We start from the raw sequence: 21,580 nt of genomic DNA, 5'->3' as shown, positions 1-21,580 counted from the left end.
GGCGGCCCGGATGCGGGAAAAGCCAAGGCGCGATCCGTCGCCGTTCTGCGGCCTGCGATGATCCGCGATCAGTTTGCATCAGCTGGCGCATCGCGCAAAGGATTTTGCACGGGCGTGATCCCCGTGCCGGGGTGGGGGGCCTGCATCGGGCCTGTCGGGTCCGATCCTCCTGCGACACCGTGATGCCGCGTCACGATTGACCCGCGCCTTGCACTTGCCTACGCAGGCACGAAACAATGTTGCGCGAAAAGCCGCCCAAGCGGTCCGCCGGAAAGCCAGGGGAGCCATCATGTCCGAACCGACCCGTGAAAGCATGGAATATGACGTGGTCATCGTGGGCGCAGGCCCCGCGGGCCTGTCCGCCGCGATCCGCCTCAAGCAGATCGACGCCGATCTCAATGTCGTCGTTCTGGAAAAGGGGTCCGAGGTGGGGGCGCATATCCTGTCGGGGGCGGTGCTCGACCCGGTGGGGTTGAACCGGCTGATCCCCGACTGGAAGAAACGCGGCGCGCCGATCACCGTGCCCGTGCGCGAGGACAAGTTCTACGTGCTGGGCGAGGGGGGCGGCATCCGCCTGCCCAACAAGCTGATGCCGGGGCTGATGAACAACCACGGCAATTACATCGTGTCCATGGGCAATGTCTGCCGCTGGATGGCCCAGCAGGCCGAGGACCTGGGGGTCGAGATCTTCCCCGGCATGTCCTGTTCCCAGATCGTCTATGGCGAGAAGGGCGAGGTTGCGGGCGTGGTCGCGGGCGAGTTCGGCAAGAACCCCGATGGCACGCCGGGCGATGCCTATGAACCGGGGATGGAGCTGCGCGGCAAATACGTGCTGCTGGCCGAAGGCGTGCGCGGCTCGCTGACCAAGGAAGTTCTGGCGAAATACGATCTCCAGAAAGACAGCTGCCCCCAGAAATTCGGCCTCGGCATGAAGGAAATCTGGGAAATCGACCCCGAAAAGCACCGCGAAGGCACGGTGATGCACACGATGGGCTGGCCCCTGGGCAGCAATGCGGGCGGCGGGTCCTTTATCTATCACCTTGAAAACAATCAGGTCTATGTCGGGTTCGTGGTCCATCTGAACTACGAGAACCCGCACCTCTATCCCTACATGGAATTCCAGCGCTTCAAGCATCACCCGATGGTGGCCGAGCTCTTGAAGGGCGGAAAGCGCATCGCCTATGGCGCGCGCGCCATTTCCGAGGGGGGCTGGCAATCGATGCCCAAGGCCGTGGCGCCCGGTGTCGCGGTGCTTGGCTGCGGTGTGGGCCTCGTGAACGTGCCGCGCATCAAGGGCAACCACAACGCCATGCTCTCGGGGATCGAGGCGGCCGAGGCCGCCGCCGCCGCGATCAAGGCGGGGCGTGCCAGCGACGAGCTGACGGCCTATGACGATTTCCTGCGCAAGGACGGCCCGATCGCCCGCGATCTCAAGCCGGTGCGCAACGTCAAGCCGCTCTGGTCGAAATACGGGCTCGTTGGCGGTGTCGTTCTGGGCGGGATGGACATGTGGACGAACAGCCTGTTGGGCCTGTCCGTCTTTGGCACGATGAAACACGGCAAATCCGATGCCGCGGCCACCGGCAAGGCCAAGGACCATGCCCCCATCGACTATCCCAAGCCCGATGGCGTGCTGAGTTTCGACCGTCTGACCAATGTCAGCTATTCGATGACCAATCACGAGGAACACCAGCCGCCGCATCTGCAGCTCAAGGATTCCAGCATCCCGATTTCCGTGAACCTGCCCGAATATGCCGAACCCGCGCAGCGCTATTGCCCCGCTGGCGTCTACGAAGTGGTGGGCGAGGGGGCCGAGGCGCGCTTCGTCGTCAATTTCCAGAACTGCGTCCATTGCAAGACCTGCGACATCAAGGATCCGTCGCAGAACATCCACTGGACCGTGCCGCAGGGGGGCGATGGGCCCAACTACCCGAACATGTGATCGCGAAACCGCGCGGTCGGGCAGGTGCTGCGCATTGCCCTTGGGGTTGCAGCGCCCTAGTCTTTGCCCGAACCGGAGGAGACCAACCATGCGCCGCCCCCTGCTGATCCTGTCCGCCGTGGCGGCCCTCGGCGCGTTTTCCCCCGCCACGGCCCAAGCGCAGGGCCAAGCGCCGGGCCAAGGATTGGCCGGGGCCTACCTGGCCGCGCGGGCCGCTGTCATGGACGGCAATCACCGCGCCGCCGCCGTCTATTTCGAAACCGCGCTGGCCGCTGATCCGGGCAATGCATTCCTGATCGGCAATGCGATTTTCGCCAATGCGGCGCTGGGCCAATGGGGGCGGGCCGAAACCATCGCCGACATGATCGACCCGGCCGAGGAAAGCTCGGACATGGTCAATCTCGTGCGCATGGTGCAGCGCCTGGCCGAGAATGATCTTGTCGCCGCCCGTGCCGCGATCGAGGCCGGACAGGGCGCGGGGCTATTCGTCGACGGGCTGGCGCTGGGCTGGATCGCGCTGGGCGAGGGGGACATGCGCCGCGCCACCGCCGCCTTTCAGGAGATCGCGCGCGATGACGGGCTGGCCGATATCGCCCTGACCCATCTGGCCCTTGCGCGCGCCGCCGTGGGCGATTTCGAAGGGGCGGATGCGATTTTCTCGGGTGATGAATTCGGCGCGCTTTCGGTGACCGAACGCTCGCTGCGGGCGCGGGCCGAGGTTCTGGTGCAGCTTGACCGCGCCGATGATGCGCTGGAATTGCTGGATTTCTTCACCAACAGCGTGCCCGATCCCGGCCTTGTCGCGCTGCGCGAGCGGATCGCGTCGCAGGTCGGCACGCCGCCCTACAGCTTCATCACCACCGCCCGTGAAGGTCTGGCGGAGGTGTTCTATTCCATCGCCCAGGCGATGGGGCGCGATGCCGGGTCCACCACCCTGCCGCTGCTCTATACCCGCGCCGCCCATGGCATCGACCCCGCCCATACCGAGGCGCTGATCCTGGCGGGCCAGCTGTTGAGCGAGGCGCAGCAATACGCGCTGGCCGCCGATGCCTTTGCCGAGGTGCCGGGCGACGACCCGCAATATGTCGAGGCGCAGCTTGGCCGCGCCGATGCCATTTTCGATGATGGCAGGCCCGATGACGCGGTCGAGGTTCTGCGCGCCCTGGCTGCCGATCATGGTGGGCTTGCCTCCGTCCAGGCGGCGCTGGGCGATGCCTATCGCCGCACCGACCGCTGCGCCGACGCGGTCACGGCCTATACGGCGGCGCTCGATTCCGTCGACATCACCCAGCGCCGCAACTGGTTTCTCTATTTTGCGCGCGGCATCTGCCACGAGGCGCTGGATGATTTCGACGCCTCGGAGGCCGATTTCCGGCAGGCCCTTGTCCTGAACCCCGAGCAGCCGCAGGTGCTGAACAACCTGGGCTATTCGCTGGTGGAACAGCGCCGCAACCTGGACGAGGCGCTTTCCATGATCGAACGCGCGGTCGAGGGCGATCCGGATTCGGGCTATATCGTCGACAGCCTGGGCTGGGTGCTGTACCGGCTTGGCCGCTTTGACGAAGCCGTGGCGCCGATGGAACGCGCCGTGGCGCTTTTGCCCAATGATCCGATCATCAATGACCATCTGGGCGATGTCTACTGGATGGTGGGTCGCCGCCGCGAGGCGCGGTTCCAATGGGAACGCGCGCTCAGTTTCGACCCCGAGGACACCGACGCCCTGCGCATCCGCCGCAAGCTCGAGATCGGGCTCGATGCCGTGCTGGTCGAAGAGGGCGGCGTGGGCGAAACGCAGTGAGGTTGCTGGCCCCCGCCAAGGTCAATCTTGCGCTGCATGTCACCGGACGCCGCGACGATGGCTATCACCTGCTCGACAGTATCGTGGTCTTTGCCGATCACGGCGACACGATCACGCTTGCGCCCTCGGCCGATCTGTCGCTGACGGTCACGGGGCCGCGCGCGGGTGGCGTGCCGACCGACCGGCGCAACCTGATCTGGCAGGCGGCCGAATTGTTCCCGCCGGGGCAGGGGGCGGCGATCACGCTCGACAAGCATCTGCCCCATGCGGGCGGGATCGGCGGCGGTTCGTCGGATGCGGCCACGACGCTCAGGGGGCTGGCGGAATTCTGGGCCCAACCGATGCCCGATGCGGCAGCGATCCTGTCGCTGGGGGCGGATGTGCCGGTTTGTGCCTTTGGCGCTCCTGCGCGCATGGCCGGGATCGGGGAAGAGATCACCCCCCTGCCGGATCTGCCGCCGCTCTGGATCGTGCTGGTCAATCCCGGCGTCGAGGTTCCGACCGGATCGGTGTTCAAGGCGCTGGCGCGCGCCGACAACCCGCCCCTGCCGGAGCTGCCTGCAGAAGGCTGGCCCGATGCCGTGGCGCTTGTCGATTGGCTGTGCCGGACGCGGAACGATCTGGAGCCGCCCGCCCGCGCCATCCAGCCCGAGATCGGGCGCGTGATCGACCGGCTGAACGCGCGGCCCGGCTGCCTGTTGGCGCGGATGTCGGGGTCGGGCGCGACCTGTTTCGCGCTATTCGCGGAGGAATTCCCGGCGCGCGATGCCGCCGCCGCCATCGCCGCCGATCAGCCCGATTGGTGGAGCGTGGCCGCGCCGGTTCTGGGCGTCAGGTAAGGCGCGCGACCACGTAATCGGCCAGATCGGCCATCATGTCGCGCAGGGGATGGTCGGGCAGAACCGCCAGCGCATCGCGGGCGCGCGCGGACCAACCCATCGCTTCGGCGCGCGTTTCCTCGAGCGTGCCGTGGCGGCGCAACAAGTCCATCGCCTGTTCCAGATCGCCGTCGCGCTGATCGCCCTTTTCGATCGTCCGTTCCCAGAAGGCGCGTTCGGTCGCATCGGCCCGCGCCACGGCCCGGATTACCGGCAGCGTCAGCTTGCGCTCGCGGAAATCATCGCCGGTGTTCTTGCCGATGGCCCCGCTGCTGCCACCCCAGTCGAGCAGGTCATCGGCCATCTGAAAGGCGATGCCCAGACCGTCGCCATAGGTGGCCAAGCCTTCGATCATCGGCTCGGGCCGTTCGGCGATCACGCCGCCCACCTCGCAGGCGGCGCGGAACAGGGCGGCGGTCTTGCCGCGGATCACCTGCAGGTAGATGTCCTCGGTTGTGGACAGGTTCATCGCCGCCGTCAGCTGCAGCACCTCGCCCTCGGCGATCACCGCTGCCGCGTTGGACAGGATGTTCAGAACCCGGAGGTTCCCGGTTTCGACCATCAACTGGAACGACCGCGCGAAGAGGTAATCGCCCACCAGAACGCTGGATTTGTTGTCCCAGAGCAGGTTGGCCGTGGGCCGCCCGCGCCGTTTCTGGCTCTCGTCGACCACGTCGTCATGCAGAAGCGTCGCGGTATGGATGAATTCCACCGTTGCGGCGAGCTTGCGGTGCGCCTCCCCCTCGTAGCCGCACAGGCGGGCGGCGGCGAGCGTCAGCATCGGGCGCACGCGCTTGCCGCCGGCCTCGACCAGATGGGCGGTCACTTCGGGGATGCGGGGGGCATGTTCCGATGCCATCCGGTCGCGGATCAGCAGGTTGACCGCCTCCAGATCATCGGCCAGCGCGGCCTGCATCCGTTCATGCGGCTGGGTTGCAGCAGTGTCGAGGCTCATGGCCACCCGTCCTTCTCGTGATCCGCCGCAAACCTCCCGCCTCGACAAGCCGGGTGGGCCTGCCTACATCGGGAACATGCTTGAAATCATGCGCAGCACCGACCCGACCGAGATCGCCTTTGCCTCGGCGCTTTTGTCCGGCGAGGGTATAGAGGTGTTCGAACTCGACGTCCATATGAGCGTGCTCGAGGGGTCTATCGGCATTTTGCCGCGCCGCCTGCTGGTGAAACGCACCGATGCCTTTCACGCCCGCACCGTCCTGCGCGACAATGATCTGCCGGTGACCGAGTGATCACGACCCGCGATGCATTCCTGGGGGGGCGGCTGCAGATCCTGCAACCGCGCGACGGGTATCGCGCCGCGACCGACCCCGTATTCCTCGCCGCCGCTTGCCCGGCGCAGCCCGGTGAGCGCGTGCTGGAATTGGGCTGCGGGGTGGGCACCGCCGCGCTCTGCCTTGCCGCGCGGGTGGGCGGGCTGCGGCTGGTCGGGGTGGAACGGCAAGAGGCCTATGCCGATCTGGCCCGCAAGAATGCCGAGGCCGCAGGCGTCACGATGGAGGTGGTCACGGCCGATCTGACCGCCCTGCCGCCCGCGCTGCGCCAGCTGTCCTTTGATCATGTTCTGGCCAACCCGCCCTATTTCACCGCCGGCGACGGAACCGGCGCGCAGGATGCCGGGCGCGAGGCCGCGAACCGCGCCGAAACGCCCCTGTCCGACTGGATCGGGGTGGCGCGTGCGCGGCTCAAGCCGCAGGGCTGGCTGACCCTGATCCACCTGGCCGAACGGCTGCCCGACTGCCTGTCGTTGCTGTGCGACGGGTTCGGGGCCGTCACCGTCCTGCCGATCCAGCCCCGACCGGGCCGCGCGGCAAACCGTGTCCTGATCCGGGCGCGCAAGGGGGCGAAAACGCCGTTCCGGCTGCTGCCGCCCCTTCTGGTGCATGACGCGGCCAGCCATCCGGGCGATCACCCCGATTTCACCGCGACGGCAGAGGCGGTTCTGCGCCAGGCCGCCCCGATCCCCTTCGATCTTTCGATACCGGGCATTTGAACTATCCCGTCGGTTGTTTTGCGTGACACGACTCGGCTTCCGTGTTGCACTTGTCATACGACCGTCATCAACGAGAGGAGGATCTCCATGTCGCTTGGGTCTCATCTGCAGGAACTGAAGAAGAAACACGCACACCTCTCCGAGAAAGTGGAACAGGCGCAACGCAGTCCCGGCATCGACGATCTGGCGATCCGCGAGCTGAAAAAGGAAAAGCTCCGCCTCAAGGAAGAAATCGCCCGTCTGGACAGCTGACGGGCAGGACAGGCCGCGCTCGGGGCCTTGGCCCGGGCGGGGCCGCTGCCGACCTCAGCCTTGCATCCGGCGAAACCCGGCCTTGCCGCTTTTGTGGCTACTCGGGTCATCATCGTTGACCTATTTCCGGCTCAAGGGGGAACAGAACCCTGACCGAAAGGATGTCTTCGATGGAAAATTTCGCTCACACTCCGGCAATCCGCGCCCAGATCGTCGCGGCCCGGCAGGAATGCGCCGCCTATTTCTGGCGCGGCGTCTTTGGCCTGTTCGCACGGCGCGCGCACTGACCGTTCCGCCGGATCGGCACGTATGAAAAAGGCCGGGGGAGATCCCCGGCCTTTCGCGTTTTGATGCGGCGCCTCAGACGAAGAACTGCGCCCCGTTGGCCGAAATCGTCGAACCGTTGATGAAGCCCGAATTCTCGGAGGCGAGGAACACCACGCAGCGCGCGATTTCCTCGGGCTCGCCCAGACGACCGGCGGGAATGCCCTTGATGATCTTTTCGCGCACCGATTCGTCGATCGCCATCACCATTTCCGTGGCGATATAGCCGGGGCAGATCGCATTGGCCGTGATGCCGAATTTCGCGCCTTCCTGGGCCAGCGATTTGACGATGCCCAGATCGCCCGCCTTGGTCGCGGCATAGTTCACCTGGCCCGCCTGACCCTTCTGGCCGTTGATCGACGAGATCACGATGACCCGCCCGAACTGACGCTCGCGCATGCCCGGCCAGACGGGGTGAACCGTGTTGAAGACGCCGGTCAGGTTGGTGTCGACGACCTCTTTCCACTGTTCGGGCGTCATGCGGTGGAACATCGCGTCGCGCGTGATGCCCGCATTGGCGACAACCACGTCGATCGGGCCCAGATCGGCCTCGACCTGCGCGATCCCGGCCTTGGAACTGTCGTAATCGGCGACGTTCCACTTGTAGGTCTTGATGCCGGTTTCCTTGGTGAAGGCGGCGGCCTTCTCGTCATTGCCGGCATAGGTGGCGGCGACCTCGTAGCCTTCCGCTTTCAGGGCCTTGGAAATGGCCTCTCCGATGCCGCGGCTGCCGCCGGTGACGAGCGCTACTCTTGCCATGGGTTCCTCCAGTCTGGCGTATCTCTTGGGTAATGGTGTTACGCGCAGCGCGTCTGATGCGCAACAAAGTTACCGATACCATCGTGACGCGCCGCAAAGAAAAAGGGCGCCCGAAGGCGCCCTGTCGCGGGATCTCAGGGGCGCTCGACGCAGAGCGCAACGCCCATGCCGCCGCCGATGCACAGCGTGGCAAGACCCTTTTTCGCGCCGCGGCGCTTCATCTCGAACAAGAGCGTGTTCAGAACGCGGCAGCCCGAGGCGCCGATGGGATGGCCGATGGCGATGGCGCCCCCGTTCACGTTCACGATGGACGGGTCCCAGCCCATGTCCTTGTTCACGGCACAGGCCTGCGCGGCGAAAGCCTCGTTCGCCTCGACAAGGTCGAGGTCCCCGACCGACCAGCCCGCCTTTTCCAGCGCCTTGCGGCTCGCGTAGATCGGGCCGACGCCCATGATCGACGGGTCAAGCCCCGCGGTGGCATAGGAGGCGATACGCGCCAGCGGTTCGATCCCGCGCCGCTCGGCCTCATCCGCCGACATCAGCAGCGTCGCCGCCGCGCCGTCGTTCAACCCGCTCGCGTTGCCCGCCGTGACCGACCCGTCCTTGGTGAAGGCGGGGCGCAGCTTGGCCATGCTGTCGAGCGTCGCGCCGTGGCGGATGTATTCGTCGCTGTCCACGATCAGATCGCCCTTGCGGCTCTTGACGGTGACACCCACGATCTCGTCGGCAAAGCGGCCGGCCTTTTGCGCGGCTTCGGCCTTGTTCTGGCTCGCGACGGCGAATTCATCCTGCATCTCGCGGCTGATCTGCCACTGCTGGGCGACGTTCTCGGCGGTCTGGCCCATGTGGTAGCCGTTGAACGCATCCCACAGCCCGTCGCGGATCATCGTGTCGATATAGGACATGTTGCCCATTTTCTGGCCCTGCCGCAGCGCCGCGGCATGGGGGGACATCGACATGTTTTCCTGCCCGCCCGCGACCACGATGGCCGCATCGCCCAGCATGATGTGCTGCGCGCCCAGCGCCACCGCGCGCAGGCCCGATCCGCAGACCTGGTTGATGCCCCAGGCCGCCGCTTCCTTGGGCAGGCCCGCATTCACATGCGCCTGGCGCGCCGGGTTCTGCCCCTGCGCCGCCGTCAGCACCTGGCCCAGGATCGTTTCCGACACGTCGGCCTTGTCGATGCCCGCGCGTTCCACCACGGCCTCGATCACGACGCGGCCCAGCTCATGGGCGGGCGTTCCGGCGAAGGAGCCTAGAAAACTGCCGACGGGCGTGCGTGCGGCCGAGGCGATGACGACATTGGTCATGGGGTGTCCCTTTCGTGGATGGCACCTTTGCCCCGCATGCCGGGACCGGGCCGGTTCATCTCCGGCTCCGTGGTAACCCCCGCGCGCCCCAAGATACAACGGACATCGTGTCTCAGCGCGCACCGTGCCCTGTGCATGACCCTGCGCCGGGCCCTATGCCGGACCCTGTCCCGATCCTTGCGCGCGCCCGCCCCCGGCCGGTCCCCTGCGCCGCCCCGCCGCTTGCCCCTCCGTCTGCCTCTTGGCCCAGGGCGGATCAAAGATCGGCGCCCCGAAATGGAACCCTTGCAGGCATCCGACCCCCGCCGCCGACAGCCATCGCGCCTCCGCCTCGGTTTCGACCGCTTCGGCGACGGTCACCATGTCGAAATGCCGCGCAAGCCCCACCAGCGCCTCGTACAGCACCTGGTTGTCGGCATCGGCATCGACATTCCGGGTAAAGGCCCCGTCGATCTTGACGATGTCGAAACTGAAATGCCGCAGATGCCGGAACGAGGTCTGCCCCGCCCCGAAATCATCGAGCGCGAACAAAATGCCCTTGTCCCGCATCTCCGCCATGAAGACGGTCACCAGCTCGGGCATCATCATCGCACTGGTTTCGGTGATCTCGAGGATGAGGCGGCGCACCGTCTCGGGCCGGTGGCGGATCGTCCGGCGCAGGATCTGCATCCACTCCGGATAGCCCACCGACCGCGCCGACATGTTCACCGACAGCCGCAGGCCGGGATGCGCATGCAGCGCCTGCAACCCCAGCCGCAGCGCCACGCAATCGATCCGGCGGCCCAGCTCCTGGTCCTCCACCGCGCCGATGAACTCGCGCGCCGGGATCACGCGCCCGGTCTCGTCCAGGATGCGGATCAACCCCTCGTAAAAGGCCACGCCGCCACTTCCGGCCCGCAACACCGGCTGATAGGCCAGCACGACATCGCCGCGCGTCAGCGCCGTGCGCACCATTCCCAGCGTGCCCCGATCCCGTTCCGCGATCGCGGCCTCCAGCGGGCTGCCAAATCCCGCCTCGACCGGTTTTCCCCGCATGTGGCCCATCTTGGCACCTCCGTCCCGCAACTTCCTTGCCTCGATGCCACCCGACCCCTTAACAAACTCCCAAGCTTCGCATTTTCAGCCAATTCTCCGGAGTTCTCGGGATGCAGACCATGGATCGCTGCGGCTGGTGCGGAACCGATCCGCTCTATGTCGCCTATCACGACACCGAATGGGGCGTGCCCGAACGCGATGGCCGCGCGCTTTGGGAAAAGCTCATCCTCGACGGGTTCCAGGCGGGGCTCTCCTGGATCACGATCCTGCGCAAACGCGACGCGTTCCGCACGGCCTTCGCCGGGTTCGACCCGGTGGAAATCGCCCGCTGGGGCGAACCCGAGATTGCCCGCCTGCTCGCCGATCCCGGCATCGTACGCCATCGCGGCAAATGCGAGGCGGCGATCACCAATGCCCGTGCCTTCCTCGATCTCGGCGGCCCCGAGGCTTTCGCCGATTTCATCTGGCGCCATGTCGACGGCACGCCGCTGCAACCCGAACGCCCCGATATAGCCGCCGTGCCCGCCTTCACCCCGCTCAGCGAACGCCTCTCGAAAGAGCTCAAGCACGCAGGTTTCCGCTTCTGCGGCCCCACCATCACCTATGCCTGGATGCAGGCGACGGGTCTCGTCAACGACCATGTCACCACCTGCCATCGGCATGCGGCGCTGCGCTGAGGCCTTGCCCTGGTTAACCCGATATCAAGGTTAACGGCCCCCCTTCATCTTGGCCGAAAAACTCCGGGGGAGACACGGCCAAAGGACGTGGCGGGGGCAGAGCCCCCTCGCACCCTCAACCGCCCGCCAACAGCGCCTCGATCAGCGCGATGGCCTCGGGGCTGTCCCAATGCGCATCGCCCCTCAGCCGTGCGATCTCCTGTCCCTGCGGGTTCAGGATCACGGTGATCGGCAGGCCGAACACCCCCATCTCGCGCGCGATCTGCTGGTTGATGTCGCGGTGCTGGGGCAGGGTCTCCACCCCGATCTCCTCGAAAAAGCGGCGGATCGCCTGCGGCGGATTGCGCCCGGTGGCCAGCGTCACCACGGCGAAATCCTCGCCCCCCAGCGCCGTCTGCAGGTTTTGCAGCGACGGCATCTCCTCGCGGCAGGGCGCGCACCAGGTGGCCCAGAAATTCAGAACGACATGCCGCCCCGCGTAATCGGCAAGCGCGCCTTCGGTCTCGTCCTCGCGCAGATAGGGCAGGCTCGATGCCGCAACCGGCGCCTCGTGCAGCACCAATCCCCGCATCTCGCCCGTCAGATAGCCCGACAGGTCCTGCCCCACGGCAGCATTTGCACAGAGGCCTGCAGCAAGGTAGAGCACCCCAAGACGCAATTTGCGGATCATCCGGGAATTCCTCCAAAGGGCCAGATCTCATGACCGATACCACCGCCAATGCCATGTGGGGCGGGCGCTTCGCCGCCGGGCCGGACGCGATCATGGAGGCGATCAACGCCTCGATCGGGTTCGACAAGCGACTTGCGCGGCAGGATATCGAAGGCTCCCGCGCCCATGCGGCGATGCTGGCGGCCACCGGCATCCTGAGTGATAGCGATGCAGAGGCGATCCGGGAAGGGTTGCTCACGGTCTTGTCAGAGATCGAAAGCGGCAGCTTCGAATTTTCCACGGCCCTTGAAGACATCCACATGAATGTCGAGGCGCGGCTGAAACAGGTCATCGGCGAACCGGCAGGCCGCCTGCATACCGCGCGCTCGCGCAACGACCAGGTGGCGACCGATTTCCGGCTCTGGGTGCGCGACCAATGCGACGCCGCCATTTCGGGGATCGAGGCGCTGATGCGCGCGCTTCTCGCGCAGGCCGAACAGGGCGCCGATTGGGTCATGCCCGGTTTCACCCATCTGCAGACCGCCCAGCCCGTCACATGGGGCCACCACATGATGGCCTATGTCGAGATGTTCGCCCGCGACCGGGGCCGGATGGTCGATGCCCGCGCGCGGATGAACGAATGCCCGCTCGGGGCGGCGGCGCTTGCGGGCACCTCCTTTCCCATCGACCGGCACATGACGGCGGAGGCGCTGGGCTTCGACCGGCCCATGGCCAATTCGCTCGATGCCGTTTCGGCCCGCGATTTCGCGCTCGAATTCCTCTCGGCCGCCTCGATCTGCGCCATGCACCTGTCGCGCTTCGCCGAGGAACTGGTGATCTGGTCCTCAGCGCAATTCCGCTTCGTGCGGCTGTCGGACCGGTTTTCCACCGGCTCCTCGATCATGCCGCAGAAAAAGAACCCCGATGCCGCCGAACTGATCCGGGCCAAGATCGGGCGCATCTTCGGCGCGAATGTCGCGCTGATGATGGTGATGAAGGGGCTGCCGCTCGCCTATTCCAAGGACATGCAGGAAGACAAGGAACAGGTCTTCGATGCCGCCGACAACCTGATGCTGGCGCTCGCCGCGATGGAGGGGATGGTGCGCGACATGTCCGCCAACCGCGAGGCGCTGGAACGCGCGGCCGGGTCCGGCTTTTCCACCGCGACCGATCTGGCCGATTGGCTCGTGCGCGTGCTGGGCCTGCCCTTCCGCGAGGCGCATCACGTCACCGGCACGCTGGTGGCCATGGCCGAGGGCGCGGGCGTCGATCTGCCCGATCTCGATCTGGCGCAGATGCAGACTGTTCATCCCGGCATCACCGCGGCTATCTTCGAGGTGCTGGGCGTCCACAATTCGGTGGCCTCCCGCATGTCCCATGGCGGAACCGCGCCCGCGCAGGTCCGCGCCCAGATCGCGCGCTGGAAGGAGATCTTGCCATGACGCCCCTTGCCGCCGCAGCACCCGTTGCACGGGTCCTTGTGGCCACAGCGCTTCTGGGATGGCTTGCCGCCTGTGGCGTGGATGGGCCGCCCGAACGCCCCGAACCGCGCCCGAGCGCCGGCATCACCGTCACAGGTACCGCCGAGATCGGTGTCACGGGCGGCAGCTGAGCGCTCTCATACCCTGTTGAACATGGGTGGCTTCGTGCCTAACCTCCCATCTTCGAGCAGTTCCTTACCCTTTTGATCCAAGGCCCATCCGATGGAAAAGATCCCGATGACCCCGCCGGGCTACAAGGCCCTGAATGACGAGCTCAAGCAGCTCAAGAGCGTCGAACGTCCGGCGATCATCCAGGCCATTTCCGAGGCGCGCGAACACGGCGACCTGTCGGAGAACGCGGAATACCATTCGGCCAAGGAAAAGCAGTCCTTCATCGAGGGCCGCATCAAGGAACTGGAGGGCATCATCAGCCGCGCCAATGTCATCGACCCCAAGACGCTGTCGGGCCCGATCAAGTTCGGCGCGACCGTCGTCCTGGTCGACGAGGATGACGTGGAAAAGACCTACCAGATCGTGGGCGAGGCCGAGGCCAATATCGAAAAGGGCATGCTCAACATCAATTCGCCGCTGGCCCGCGCCTTGATCGGCAAGGAAGAGGGCGATAGCGTCGAGGTCAAGACGCCCGGTGGTGACAAGGATTACGAGATCTTGGCCGTCACCTACGTCTGATCCCGTTTCGCGTAACCCCAGGTGTGCCCTTTTTATGCCGGACCAAGCCAAGCCCACGCCGCTCGATCTTGGCCTTTATGCAAGGGAGGCACCGGCGCGGCGCATCACCATCATCGAATTGGGGGCTGCGGCGCTCACCTGCCTGTGGCTCGTCGCGGTCATCGTGCTCAATTCCGGGGGCGATGACGGCACGCCCACGCGCTTTGCCGATGGTGTTCTGACGATCCTCGCCATCCTCATGCCCATCGCGCTGATCTGGGTCGCGGCCACCGCGCTGCGCACCGCGCGCGGCCTGCGCGAGGAAGCGGCGCGGCTGCAGGCCTCCATCGACGCGATGCGCGCGGCCTATGTCGACCAGCAGCAGCGCGCCACGATGGACCTGCGCCCCGCCGTCGTCGAAAAGCTGGAGGAACTGGTGGAAAGCACCCGCGCGGCCCAGGCCGCGGGCACGCCGATCTTTTCCTCGCTCCGCGCGCTCGCCCCCCCCGAAGAACGCGCCGCCGTGATCCAGCCCGCGCCCGTCGTGGACCTGCCCCAACCCGGCCTTGCGCTGGCCACGCCCGTGGAACGCGACCCGATCTCGGTCGCCGATTTCATCAAGGCACTGAATTTCCCCGAGAATGAACACGACAAGGAAGGGTTCAGAACGCTGCGCCGCGCGCTGGAGGATCGCGCCACCGAACGCCTGATCCGTGCCAGCCAGGATGTCCTGACGCTCTTGTCGCAAGACGGCATCTACATGGATGACCTGCGCCCCGACCGCGCCCGGCCCGAGATCTGGCGCCGCTTCGCCCAGGGCGAACGCGGTCGCGCCGTGGCGGCGCTGGGCGGCATCCATGACCGCTCCAGCCTCGTGCTGGCGGCGGGGCGGATGAAGAAGGACCCGGTCTTTCGCGATGCGGCGCATCATTTCCTGCGCCATTTCGACAGGACCTTCATGGAATTCGAAAAGAACGCGAGTGATGCCGAGATCGTGGCGCTGGCGGGTACGCGGACCGCGCGCGCCTTCATGCTGATCGGTCGCGTCGCGGGCACCTTCGACTGAGGCAGGCGGTTTCCGCGCGGAAACCGCAGGGAAAACCCGGGTTTTCCCTGCCGGAAAACTCGAGTTTTCCGCCCCGTTTTCCGCCAGGAAAACGCCCCGCTCAGTCCCCCAGCGCCGCGATCAGCTCCGCCTCGTGGCCCAGGCCCGCGATCCAGCCCTCCTCCCGGTCGCCCTCCCGCAGCATCGCGTCCAGCCGCCCCGGCCCCAGCCCCGCGAAAGCCTGCGCCAGCACCCGCACCTGCGCCGCATCGGGGATTTCGCCGGGCCATGCCCGCGCCTTGACCGCCCCGTCGATCAGCGACGGGTAGACCTCCGCCAGCACGATATCCGCCTCCCGATCCTCGAACGGGCGCACGGCCAGCCTTGCGCCGTAGCGCTCCCGCAGCGCCTGCAACCTCGGCAGGCCCAACAGGGTCTGGCTGCCCACCGATCCCGTCGTGAACAGCTTCCAGCAGGGCTGCGCGCGCGGCAACAGGCGCTCGACCCGGCGCCGCTCCTCCATGCCATGCCCGTGGCGCAGACTGCCGCGTGCGGGCAGGGCGGCACTGGCCCGTGCGGCGGGACAGCCCCAGAACGGTCCGACACCTGGAAACCTTGCGTTCATCGCCTCGGCCACATCCCACCGGTTGTTGGCATTCTGCCCGTCATCCGCGATGGCCTCGGCCAACCAGCGCCAGATCGCGAAAGGATCCTCCGTGCCGGTCAGGGCGGCGGCGAACCCCGCCGGATAGGCAAAAGGAAAATCGAACCCCGCGATGACGCGCCCGCCCCGTTCCAGCACCGCGTCGAAGCGCCCAACCAGATGCGCCAGCGCCGCGCCCCGCGTCCGGTGATAGCTCACCGCCTCCGCCTCCGGCCCGTGTTCGGCGACAAAGATCGCATCCTTGACCGGCCGCGCGGGCGAGGGTGCGGAGCGCGCCGACCAATCCACCATGAAGATCGTATCGGTCACACCCGTCCTGCCCATCACATCCCCTGATGCCGCGCCCCACGCGGCCTGAATTGCATCCCCCCGACGCCTCGCCTAGGAAGCGCCAGACCCCCTCGCAAGGCTAGCTCGCCCGATGACCCCATCCAGCCCCCGAACCGCCTTCTCGCGCGGGATTCGCACCGCGTTGCCCTTCGTCATCGTCGTGGGCCCCTTCGGCCTGCTGTTCGGCGTCGTCGGGACCGAGGCGGGGCTGAACATCGCGCAGGTGATGGGCTTCACCATTCTGGTCATCGCGGGCGCATCCCAATTCACCGCCCTGCAACTGATGGCCGATCATGCGCCCACCTTCATCGTCGTCGCCTCGGCGCTGGCGGTGAACCTGCGCATGGCGATGTATTCGGCGTCTTTCGCGCCGCACCTGGGGGCGGCCCCCGTCTGGCAACGCGCGCTCATCGCCTACATGAACGTCGATCAGACCTATGCGCTGGCGCATGCCGATTACGAGGCGCGCCCGCAGCAATCCACCGCCGAAAAGGTCGCCTTCTTCTTCGGCGCCGCCACGCCCATCATCCCGGTCTGGGTCGGGGCGACCGCGCTCGGCATCGTGGTGGGCGAGGCGATCCCGCCCGCGCTGGGCCTCGATTTCGCGGTGCCGATCACCTTCATCGCGCTGATCGCGCCTGCGCTGCGCACCATCGCCCATGTCGCCGCCGCGCTCACCTCGGTCGTCATGGCCATCCTGCTCGCCTTTTTGCCGTGGAACCTCTGGCTTCTGGCCGCGGGCCTTGCCGCCATGATCGTGGGGGCCGAGGTCGAACGCCGGATGGAGGCGCGGCGATGACCTATTCGACCACCGATATCTGGATCATCATCCTCGCGCTGGGCATCGGAACCTTCGTGATCCGGTTTTCCTTCCTCGGCATTCTGGGCGACCGGCAATTGCCGCCATGGCTGTTGCGCCACCTGCGCTACACGGCGGTGGGCATCCTGCCCGCCATGGTCACGCCGCTGATCATTTGGCCGCAGGCCACGGGCGGGCAGCTCGACCCTGTGCGCATCAGCGCCGCCATGCTGGCGCTGGCCGTGGGGCTTTGGACGAAAAACGCCATCTGGGCCATCGTGGTCGGTATGGCGACGCTTTGGGGGCTTGGCTTCATCGTTCATTAAAACAGAACGAAGCGGCCAAAGTCTGTATTTTTCTTTCAGTTACGCCTTCGCCATATCCCCGCCAACCGGAAACCGGACGCAGGGGTGCGCGCCATGGACATGATCTTCGACATCGCCGCGACGCTGGTCGCGCAATTGCAGAAACCGACGCTCGCCTTCCTGATCGGCGGCATGATGCTGGCAGCCCTTGGCAGCAAGCTCGAGGTGCCCGCCCCGGTCTACAAGTTCATCGTGTTGATCTTGCTCCTGAAAGTCGGTCTTGGCGCGGGTATTTCCGTGCGCGAGGCTGATCTGCTGGCGCTGGCCGTCCCCGCTGTCGCCGCGGCTGTCGTGGGGGTTGTCATCGTGCTGCTGGGCGCGCGGACGCTCGCGCGGACGCGGGGTGTCGCGCCAATGGACGGCATGGCCACGGCGGGTCTGTTCGGCGCGGTCTCCGCCTCCACGCTCGCGGCGGGGATGGTCATGCTCGACGCCGAGGGCATCGCCTACGAGGGGTTCATCGGGGCGCTTTATCCCTTCATGGACATCGCGGCGCTGGTCACCGCCATCCTCCTGGCCAAGGTCAGCGCCGCGCGCAGCGCCTCCGTGCAACCTGCCGGCGGCGGCACCGCGACCCTGACCATGGGCGGGGCTGGCGGCAACGGCGATCTGGTGCGCGAAATCCTTGCCGACACGTTCAAAAGCCCCGCGATCTCGGCCCTGCTTCTGGGGCTTGGCATCGGCCTTCTGGGGCGGCCCGAACAGGTCTATTCCGGCTTTTACGAGCCGCTTTTCCGGGGCTTCCTGTCGATCCTGATGCTGATCATGGGGATGGAGGCGTGGCAGCGGCTGGGCGAAATGCGCAAGGTGGCCCATGCCTATGTCGCCTACGGCATCGCCGCGCCTTTCGTGCATGGCGCGCTGGGCTTCGGCGCGGGACTGATCGCCCATCACCTCACCGGGTTTTCGGGTGGCGGCGTGGTGCTTCTGGCGGTCATGGCGGCGTCAAGCTCCGACATCTCGGGTCCGCCCACGCTGCGGGGCGCGCTGCCCGAGGCGAACCCAAGCGCCTATGTCGGCACCTCGACCGGCATCGGCACGCCCGTGGCCATCCTCTCCATCCCGGTCTGGATCGCGCTGGCCGACTGGCTGGTCGGGTTCTGAGCATGCCGCGCAAAAGCGGACACCGGTTTTGCGCGCCCCGACCATGGGTCCTGAAAGGCCCTAGAAACCCGTAGCAAACCGGGGTTTTCGTTCTACAAAGGTGAACATGGACCGGCTCAACTATCACCACCTGCGGTATTTCCGCGAAGTCGCGCACGAGGGGCACCTGACCCGCGCGGCCGAGCGGTTGAACCTGTCGCAATCCGCGCTCTCGACCCAGATCCGCCAGCTGGAGGAGCGGCTGGGTCACGCGCTGTTCGAGCGGCGCGGGCGACAGCTGATCCTGACCGAGGCCGGTCGGATCGCGCTCGATCACGCCGAACGCATCTTCGGCACGGGCGAGGATCTTCTGGCGGCGCTCGGTGACGGGGTGGGCCATGACCGCCCGCTGCGAGTGGGGGCATTGTCGACCCTGTCGCGCAATTTCCAGATGCGCTTCCTGTCGCCGGTTCTGGGAAAGGTGCCGCTCGCGCTCGTGTCGGGCTCGGGTCCCGTGCTGTTACCCCGGCTGGCGGGCCTGTCGCTTGACGTGGTGCTCTCGACCGAACCGCATGACGCCGCCGCCTATCCCGACCTGACGGCCCATCGCATCGCGGCCCAGCCCGTGGCGCTGATCGGCACGCCCGCCCGCATGGGGCAGGCCGATGCCACCGCCATCCTGGCCGAACAGCCGCTGATCGTGCCCACCGAAAGCTCGATCCGCACCGGGCTTGATGCGCTGTGCGCGCGTCTGGGCATCGTCCCCCGCATCGCGGCCGAGGTCGACGACATGGCCATGGTCCGCCTTCTGGCGCGGCAGGATACGGGCATCGCGCTGGCCCCGCCGGTCGTCATGGCCGACGAGATCGGCGCAGGCCTCCTGACCCGCCATCCCGGCGATCTGGGCATTGTCGAAAGCTTCTACGCCATCACCGCGCGGCGCAATTTCCCCCATCCCGCGCTGACACGCCTGCCGCCCGCCACCCGCTTCGACCCCTGATCGGGGGCCTTGATGCACCCGCAGGCCGGGCGGGATCGCCCCGGCCGCCCAATCCCGCCGAACCGGCTTCCCAACCTCGCGCGCCCGTGAGCATCCGTGATGCAAGGGCTTGATTTCGTGATTTTTTCACCAAGGGAGGCGCCATGCCGGCCCTGCTGTGCGGCAGAAAACCAATATGTGCACCAATGCACCGATATCACGCAAATATCCCGCTTGTGTGAATTGAATAACGCAAGCCACATCCCGATGTCTTGGTCATCGACGGCACCACGCCGTGACACGCAAAACCCGAAAGGACCAAGAGATGAAAACCGCATTTCTCGCCACCGCCGCAGCCCTCGCCTTCGCCGTTCCGGCAGCGGCCCAGACCCAATTCGAAGCCGCACTTGGCGTGACGCCGGGGGAATTTACCACGGCCGAGCTGATCCAGCTTGATCGCGCCTACGAAGAGAATGACACCAACACGATCAATTTCATCCTGTCGGGCGGTTCCAACCTGAGCCCCGAGGAAATCGAGCGCCGCGGGCTCGAACAGGCGGTCAACCGCGCCATCGAGGAAGGCGACGTGACCTTCGCTCGGAACCTTCTGGACGCGCGCGGCGTGACGCAGGACGGCACCACGGTTTCGGCGCGGGGCGGGGCGGATCTGCCGGTCTGGTTGCAGAATGTCGCCGATGATCTGCGCATCGACGCGTCCGATTTCACCCGTGGGGAGCTGATCGCGCTCGCCTTCCACCACGAAGAGGGCGACACCGGCGCCGTTCAGGGCATGATCAGCCGCATCACCCAGTGATCGACAGGGCCTGTCCCGCAGATCGAGACCCCGAGGTCCCATGGACCTTGGGGTTTCTTTCGTTCAGGGAACTCAATCCCGGACAGAGGCCGCCGGATAGGTCCCGAGGATCTTCAGGAAGCTCGTGAAATAGGCCAGTTCCTCGAGCGCCAGTTTCACGTTGGCATCCTCCGGGTGGCCTTCGATATCGGCGTAGAATTGCGTGGCGGTGAACGACCCGTCGACCATGTAGCTTTCCAGCTTGGTCATGTTCACGCCATTGGTCGCGAACCCGCCCATCGCCTTGTAGAGCGCGGCGGGAATGTTGCGCACGCGAAAGACGAAAGTGGTCATCATGTGATCGCCCCGCCGCGCCATCTCGGGCTCGCGCGCCATGATCAGGAAACGGGTGGTGTTGGTATCCTGATCCTCGATATGCCGCGCAAGGATATCGAGCCCGTAGATCTCGGCCGCCAGTTCCGAGGCCAGCGCCGCCTTGGTCCGGTCGCCCCATGTCGCCACGTCGCGCGCCGCCCGCGCATTGTCGGGGCTGACGCACCCCTTGATCTGGTGCTTGCGCAGAAATCCCGCGCATTGCGGCAACAGCACAAGATGGCTGTGCGCCTCTCGGATGTCGGACAGCTGCGCGCCCGGCACCGCCATCAGGTTGATGTGGACGCGGACGAACACCTCGTCGACGATATGCAGACCCGATTGCGGCAACAGCCGATGGATGTCGGCCACCCGCCCATAGGTCGTGTTTTCGACGGGCAGCATCGCCTGATCGGCGCGGCCCGATTGGACGGCTTCGATCGCCTCCTCGAAGGTGGCGCAGGGCAGCGCCTCGAATCCCGGTCGTGCATCATGGATCGCCTGATGCGAATAGGCGCCGGGCTCCCCCTGAAAGGCGATACGTCCTGTCATTGTTCCACCGCTGGATGTGGGCGTTTCGTCGCGCTCCCTACACCTTGCCATCATGGGGTGAAACCCCATACATACCCCCGAAATCGCGACACCGAATGGGAAGATCATGTTCGACACGATGACCATTACCAAGGCGTTCGCATCCGTCTGTGGCGCGATGCTGGTGCTTTTGTTGGGCGGCTGGGCCGCTGACAGCCTCTACAACATCGAAGCCGAAAGCCACGGCGACCACGCCACGCGCGGCTATGTCATCATCGCCGAAGGCGCTGATGAGGGCGATGCCCCCGCCGAAGAGGTGGTCGAGGTGGCCTTCGCCGATGTCTATGCAACCGCCGATGCCGGTGCGGGCGAACGCCTGTGGCGCCAGTGCTCGGCCTGCCACGCGCTGGAACCGGGCGTGAACCGCGTCGGCCCCTATCTGCATGGTGTCGTGGATCGCCCCAAGCATTCCGCCCAAGGCTTCAACTACTCGGACGCCCTGATGTCGCAAGACGGCGCATGGACCCCGGAAAACCTCTCGGCCTTCCTCGAAAGCCCGCGCACCTACGCACCGGGCACCGCCATGGCCTATAACGGCATGAGCGATGTCGAGGATCGCGCCAACCTGATCGCCTATCTCGCGACCTTCAACTAAGTCGCCAGCTTGGCTCACGGCACCGGGCCGTCCCGATGGGGCGGCCCTTTGCATGTCCGGGTGGCGCGTATAGCGCCGTGATCACGCAATCTCAACTTGCCCATGGCGGGGGCTGGTCTCTAACCTGTTCAGAACCAGATAATGGGGCACAGGCCCCTCACAGGACGAGTTCGGAGATCTGC

General features: G+C 66.3%; 24 protein-coding genes. 17 read left to right on the top strand and 7 right to left on the bottom strand.

Features of this window, described 5'->3' with window-relative positions; all coding sequences use genetic code 11:
- Positions 1 to 289: 289 nt before the first annotated feature.
- The 3 genes from AABA51_RS15205 to AABA51_RS15195 all read left to right on the top strand — a co-directional run bounded on the left by AABA51_RS15205 (position 290) and on the right by AABA51_RS15195 (position 4,579).
- Positions 290 to 1,942 (top strand): electron transfer flavoprotein-ubiquinone oxidoreductase, encoded by a 1,653-nt coding sequence (locus tag AABA51_RS15205; RefSeq protein WP_338272905.1) that lies wholly within the window; start codon positions 290 to 292, stop codon positions 1,940 to 1,942.
- Between the two features lie 88 nt (positions 1,943 to 2,030).
- Positions 2,031 to 3,740 (top strand): tetratricopeptide repeat protein, encoded by a 1,710-nt coding sequence (locus AABA51_RS15200; RefSeq protein ID WP_338272903.1) that lies wholly within the window; start codon positions 2,031 to 2,033, stop codon positions 3,738 to 3,740.
- Positions 3,737 to 4,579 (top strand): 4-(cytidine 5'-diphospho)-2-C-methyl-D-erythritol kinase, encoded by an 843-nt coding sequence (locus AABA51_RS15195; protein ID WP_338272902.1) that lies wholly within the window; start codon positions 3,737 to 3,739, stop codon positions 4,577 to 4,579. The genes AABA51_RS15200 and AABA51_RS15195 overlap by 4 nt, the downstream gene beginning before the upstream one ends.
- Here AABA51_RS15195 and AABA51_RS15190 read toward each other — a convergent pair.
- Complete coding sequence (locus AABA51_RS15190) at positions 4,572 to 5,573, bottom strand: polyprenyl synthetase family protein (RefSeq protein WP_338272900.1); 1,002 nt, start codon at positions 5,571 to 5,573, stop codon at positions 4,572 to 4,574. The genes AABA51_RS15195 and AABA51_RS15190 overlap by 8 nt on opposite strands.
- A 76-nt stretch (positions 5,574 to 5,649) precedes the next feature.
- Between AABA51_RS15190 and AABA51_RS15185 the strand changes: the two genes are divergently transcribed.
- The 3 genes from AABA51_RS15185 (at position 5,650) to AABA51_RS15175 (ending at position 6,878) form a co-directional block, all read left to right on the top strand.
- A complete protein-coding gene (locus AABA51_RS15185) occupies positions 5,650 to 5,865 on the top strand; it encodes a DUF2007 domain-containing protein (RefSeq protein ID WP_277828018.1) in 216 nt (71 codons plus the stop codon).
- Entirely contained in the window at positions 5,862 to 6,626 is a 765-nt protein-coding gene (locus AABA51_RS15180) for a tRNA1(Val) (adenine(37)-N6)-methyltransferase (RefSeq protein ID WP_338272897.1), read from the top strand. Before AABA51_RS15185 ends, AABA51_RS15180 begins: the two co-directional genes overlap by 4 nt.
- Before the next feature lie 87 nt (positions 6,627 to 6,713).
- Positions 6,714 to 6,878 (top strand): YdcH family protein, encoded by a 165-nt coding sequence (locus AABA51_RS15175; RefSeq protein ID WP_338272896.1) that lies wholly within the window; start codon positions 6,714 to 6,716, stop codon positions 6,876 to 6,878.
- A 360-nt stretch (positions 6,879 to 7,238) separates the two neighbouring features.
- Here AABA51_RS15175 and phbB read toward each other — a convergent pair whose 3' ends face one another.
- From phbB to AABA51_RS15160, 3 genes are all read right to left on the bottom strand, one after another.
- A complete protein-coding gene (gene phbB / locus AABA51_RS15170; protein WP_338272894.1) occupies positions 7,239 to 7,961 on the bottom strand; it encodes an acetoacetyl-CoA reductase in 723 nt (240 codons plus the stop codon).
- Positions 7,962 to 8,095: 134 nt separating this feature from the next.
- On the bottom strand, positions 8,096 to 9,271 hold the full coding sequence (locus AABA51_RS15165; protein WP_338272892.1) for an acetyl-CoA C-acetyltransferase: 1,176 nt from the start codon (positions 9,269 to 9,271) through the stop codon (positions 8,096 to 8,098).
- Positions 9,272 to 9,424: 153 nt separating this feature from the next.
- Positions 9,425 to 10,315 (bottom strand): EAL domain-containing protein, encoded by an 891-nt coding sequence (locus AABA51_RS15160; RefSeq protein ID WP_338272890.1) that lies wholly within the window; start codon positions 10,313 to 10,315, stop codon positions 9,425 to 9,427.
- A 110-nt stretch (positions 10,316 to 10,425) separates the two neighbouring features.
- Here AABA51_RS15160 and AABA51_RS15155 point away from each other — a divergent pair, with 110 nt between their 5' ends.
- Positions 10,426 to 10,983: a DNA-3-methyladenine glycosylase I gene (locus AABA51_RS15155; protein WP_338276632.1), complete on the top strand. Its 558-nt coding sequence runs from the start codon at positions 10,426 to 10,428 to the stop codon at positions 10,981 to 10,983.
- Between the two features lie 115 nt (positions 10,984 to 11,098).
- Here AABA51_RS15155 and AABA51_RS15150 read toward each other — a convergent pair whose 3' ends face one another.
- The gene (locus AABA51_RS15150; protein ID WP_338272889.1) at positions 11,099 to 11,653 is read right to left on the bottom strand and encodes a TlpA family protein disulfide reductase; all 555 of its coding nucleotides are present in this window, start codon (positions 11,651 to 11,653) and stop codon (positions 11,099 to 11,101) included.
- 29 nt (positions 11,654 to 11,682) lie between these two features.
- Here AABA51_RS15150 and argH point away from each other — a divergent pair, with 29 nt between their 5' ends.
- The 4 genes from argH to AABA51_RS15130 all read left to right on the top strand — a co-directional run bounded on the left by argH (position 11,683) and on the right by AABA51_RS15130 (position 14,848).
- Entirely contained in the window at positions 11,683 to 13,074 is a 1,392-nt protein-coding gene (argH, locus tag AABA51_RS15145) for an argininosuccinate lyase (RefSeq protein ID WP_338272887.1), read from the top strand.
- Complete coding sequence (locus AABA51_RS15140) at positions 13,071 to 13,244, top strand: argininosuccinate lyase (protein WP_338272886.1); 174 nt, start codon at positions 13,071 to 13,073, stop codon at positions 13,242 to 13,244. The genes argH and AABA51_RS15140 overlap by 4 nt, the downstream gene beginning before the upstream one ends.
- Before the next feature lie 91 nt (positions 13,245 to 13,335).
- Positions 13,336 to 13,803 carry a transcription elongation factor GreA gene (gene greA / locus AABA51_RS15135; RefSeq protein WP_338272885.1) on the top strand — a complete coding sequence of 156 codons (468 nt, stop codon included), beginning with the start codon at positions 13,336 to 13,338 and terminating at the stop codon, positions 13,801 to 13,803.
- A 34-nt stretch (positions 13,804 to 13,837) separates the two neighbouring features.
- The gene (locus AABA51_RS15130) at positions 13,838 to 14,848 is read left to right on the top strand and encodes a hypothetical protein (RefSeq protein ID WP_338272883.1); all 1,011 of its coding nucleotides are present in this window, start codon (positions 13,838 to 13,840) and stop codon (positions 14,846 to 14,848) included.
- Positions 14,849 to 14,948: 100 nt separating this feature from the next.
- Here AABA51_RS15130 and AABA51_RS15125 read toward each other — a convergent pair whose 3' ends face one another.
- A complete protein-coding gene (locus AABA51_RS15125; RefSeq protein ID WP_338272882.1) occupies positions 14,949 to 15,815 on the bottom strand; it encodes a molybdopterin guanine dinucleotide synthesis in 867 nt (288 codons plus the stop codon).
- Positions 15,816 to 15,912: 97 nt separating this feature from the next.
- Here AABA51_RS15125 and AABA51_RS15120 point away from each other — a divergent pair, with 97 nt between their 5' ends.
- The 5 genes from AABA51_RS15120 to AABA51_RS15100 all read left to right on the top strand — a co-directional run bounded on the left by AABA51_RS15120 (position 15,913) and on the right by AABA51_RS15100 (position 19,861).
- A complete protein-coding gene (locus AABA51_RS15120) occupies positions 15,913 to 16,620 on the top strand; it encodes an AzlC family ABC transporter permease (protein ID WP_338272881.1) in 708 nt (235 codons plus the stop codon).
- Positions 16,617 to 16,946, top strand: coding sequence for an AzlD domain-containing protein (locus AABA51_RS15115; protein WP_338272880.1), 330 nt, complete (start codon positions 16,617 to 16,619; stop codon positions 16,944 to 16,946). The genes AABA51_RS15120 and AABA51_RS15115 overlap by 4 nt, the downstream gene beginning before the upstream one ends.
- A gap of 93 nt (positions 16,947 to 17,039) precedes the next feature.
- On the top strand, positions 17,040 to 18,089 hold the full coding sequence (locus AABA51_RS15110) for a sodium-dependent bicarbonate transport family permease (protein ID WP_338272878.1): 1,050 nt from the start codon (positions 17,040 to 17,042) through the stop codon (positions 18,087 to 18,089).
- 106 nt (positions 18,090 to 18,195) lie between these two features.
- Positions 18,196 to 19,068 carry a LysR family transcriptional regulator gene (locus AABA51_RS15105; protein ID WP_338272876.1) on the top strand — a complete coding sequence of 291 codons (873 nt, stop codon included), beginning with the start codon at positions 18,196 to 18,198 and terminating at the stop codon, positions 19,066 to 19,068.
- Between the two features lie 304 nt (positions 19,069 to 19,372).
- Positions 19,373 to 19,861 carry a hypothetical protein gene (locus AABA51_RS15100; protein WP_338272875.1) on the top strand — a complete coding sequence of 163 codons (489 nt, stop codon included), beginning with the start codon at positions 19,373 to 19,375 and terminating at the stop codon, positions 19,859 to 19,861.
- A gap of 72 nt (positions 19,862 to 19,933) precedes the next feature.
- Here AABA51_RS15100 and AABA51_RS15095 read toward each other — a convergent pair whose 3' ends face one another.
- Positions 19,934 to 20,764: a prephenate dehydratase gene (locus AABA51_RS15095; protein ID WP_338272873.1), complete on the bottom strand. Its 831-nt coding sequence runs from the start codon at positions 20,762 to 20,764 to the stop codon at positions 19,934 to 19,936.
- A gap of 106 nt (positions 20,765 to 20,870) precedes the next feature.
- On the opposite strand from AABA51_RS15095, the gene AABA51_RS15090 reads away from it, so the two are divergent.
- The gene (locus tag AABA51_RS15090; protein WP_338272872.1) at positions 20,871 to 21,398 is read left to right on the top strand and encodes a c-type cytochrome; all 528 of its coding nucleotides are present in this window, start codon (positions 20,871 to 20,873) and stop codon (positions 21,396 to 21,398) included.
- The last annotated feature ends 182 nt before the right edge of the window (positions 21,399 to 21,580 follow it).

The organism is Roseicyclus marinus (assembly GCF_036322625.1).
Taxonomy (GTDB): Bacteria; Pseudomonadota; Alphaproteobacteria; order Rhodobacterales; family Rhodobacteraceae; genus Roseicyclus; species Roseicyclus marinus_A.
This window is presented reverse-complemented; position numbering and strand designations above follow the sequence as displayed.

What these genes read in the sequence shown, in the direction of transcription:
- AABA51_RS15205 (WP_338272905.1), top strand. Translation starts at nt 290, where the DNA reads ATGTCCGAACCGACCCGTGAAAGCATGGAATATGACGTGGTCATCGTG.
- AABA51_RS15090 (WP_338272872.1), top strand. Translation starts at nt 20,871, where the DNA reads ATGTTCGACACGATGACCATTACCAAGGCGTTCGCATCCGTCTGTGGC.
- AABA51_RS15175 (WP_338272896.1), top strand. Translation starts at nt 6,714, where the DNA reads ATGTCGCTTGGGTCTCATCTGCAGGAACTGAAGAAGAAACACGCACAC.
- greA (WP_338272885.1), top strand. Translation starts at nt 13,336, where the DNA reads ATGGAAAAGATCCCGATGACCCCGCCGGGCTACAAGGCCCTGAATGAC.
- AABA51_RS15120 (WP_338272881.1), top strand. Translation starts at nt 15,913, where the DNA reads ATGACCCCATCCAGCCCCCGAACCGCCTTCTCGCGCGGGATTCGCACC.
- AABA51_RS15130 (WP_338272883.1), top strand. Translation starts at nt 13,838, where the DNA reads ATGCCGGACCAAGCCAAGCCCACGCCGCTCGATCTTGGCCTTTATGCA.
- AABA51_RS15190 (WP_338272900.1), bottom strand. Translation starts at nt 5,573, where the DNA reads ATGAGCCTCGACACTGCTGCAACCCAGCCGCATGAACGGATGCAGGCC.
- AABA51_RS15115 (WP_338272880.1), top strand. Translation starts at nt 16,617, where the DNA reads ATGACCTATTCGACCACCGATATCTGGATCATCATCCTCGCGCTGGGC.
- AABA51_RS15155 (WP_338276632.1), top strand. Translation starts at nt 10,426, where the DNA reads ATGGATCGCTGCGGCTGGTGCGGAACCGATCCGCTCTATGTCGCCTAT.
- AABA51_RS15160 (WP_338272890.1), bottom strand. Translation starts at nt 10,315, where the DNA reads ATGGGCCACATGCGGGGAAAACCGGTCGAGGCGGGATTTGGCAGCCCG.
- AABA51_RS15140 (WP_338272886.1), top strand. Translation starts at nt 13,071, where the DNA reads ATGACGCCCCTTGCCGCCGCAGCACCCGTTGCACGGGTCCTTGTGGCC.
- AABA51_RS15125 (WP_338272882.1), bottom strand. Translation starts at nt 15,815, where the DNA reads ATGGGCAGGACGGGTGTGACCGATACGATCTTCATGGTGGATTGGTCG.
- AABA51_RS15165 (WP_338272892.1), bottom strand. Translation starts at nt 9,271, where the DNA reads ATGACCAATGTCGTCATCGCCTCGGCCGCACGCACGCCCGTCGGCAGT.
- argH (WP_338272887.1), top strand. Translation starts at nt 11,683, where the DNA reads ATGACCGATACCACCGCCAATGCCATGTGGGGCGGGCGCTTCGCCGCC.
- AABA51_RS15185 (WP_277828018.1), top strand. Translation starts at nt 5,650, where the DNA reads ATGCTTGAAATCATGCGCAGCACCGACCCGACCGAGATCGCCTTTGCC.
- AABA51_RS15100 (WP_338272875.1), top strand. Translation starts at nt 19,373, where the DNA reads ATGAAAACCGCATTTCTCGCCACCGCCGCAGCCCTCGCCTTCGCCGTT.
- AABA51_RS15200 (WP_338272903.1), top strand. Translation starts at nt 2,031, where the DNA reads ATGCGCCGCCCCCTGCTGATCCTGTCCGCCGTGGCGGCCCTCGGCGCG.
- AABA51_RS15105 (WP_338272876.1), top strand. Translation starts at nt 18,196, where the DNA reads ATGGACCGGCTCAACTATCACCACCTGCGGTATTTCCGCGAAGTCGCG.
- AABA51_RS15150 (WP_338272889.1), bottom strand. Translation starts at nt 11,653, where the DNA reads ATGATCCGCAAATTGCGTCTTGGGGTGCTCTACCTTGCTGCAGGCCTC.
- AABA51_RS15095 (WP_338272873.1), bottom strand. Translation starts at nt 20,764, where the DNA reads ATGACAGGACGTATCGCCTTTCAGGGGGAGCCCGGCGCCTATTCGCAT.
- AABA51_RS15110 (WP_338272878.1), top strand. Translation starts at nt 17,040, where the DNA reads ATGGACATGATCTTCGACATCGCCGCGACGCTGGTCGCGCAATTGCAG.
- phbB (WP_338272894.1), bottom strand. Translation starts at nt 7,961, where the DNA reads ATGGCAAGAGTAGCGCTCGTCACCGGCGGCAGCCGCGGCATCGGAGAG.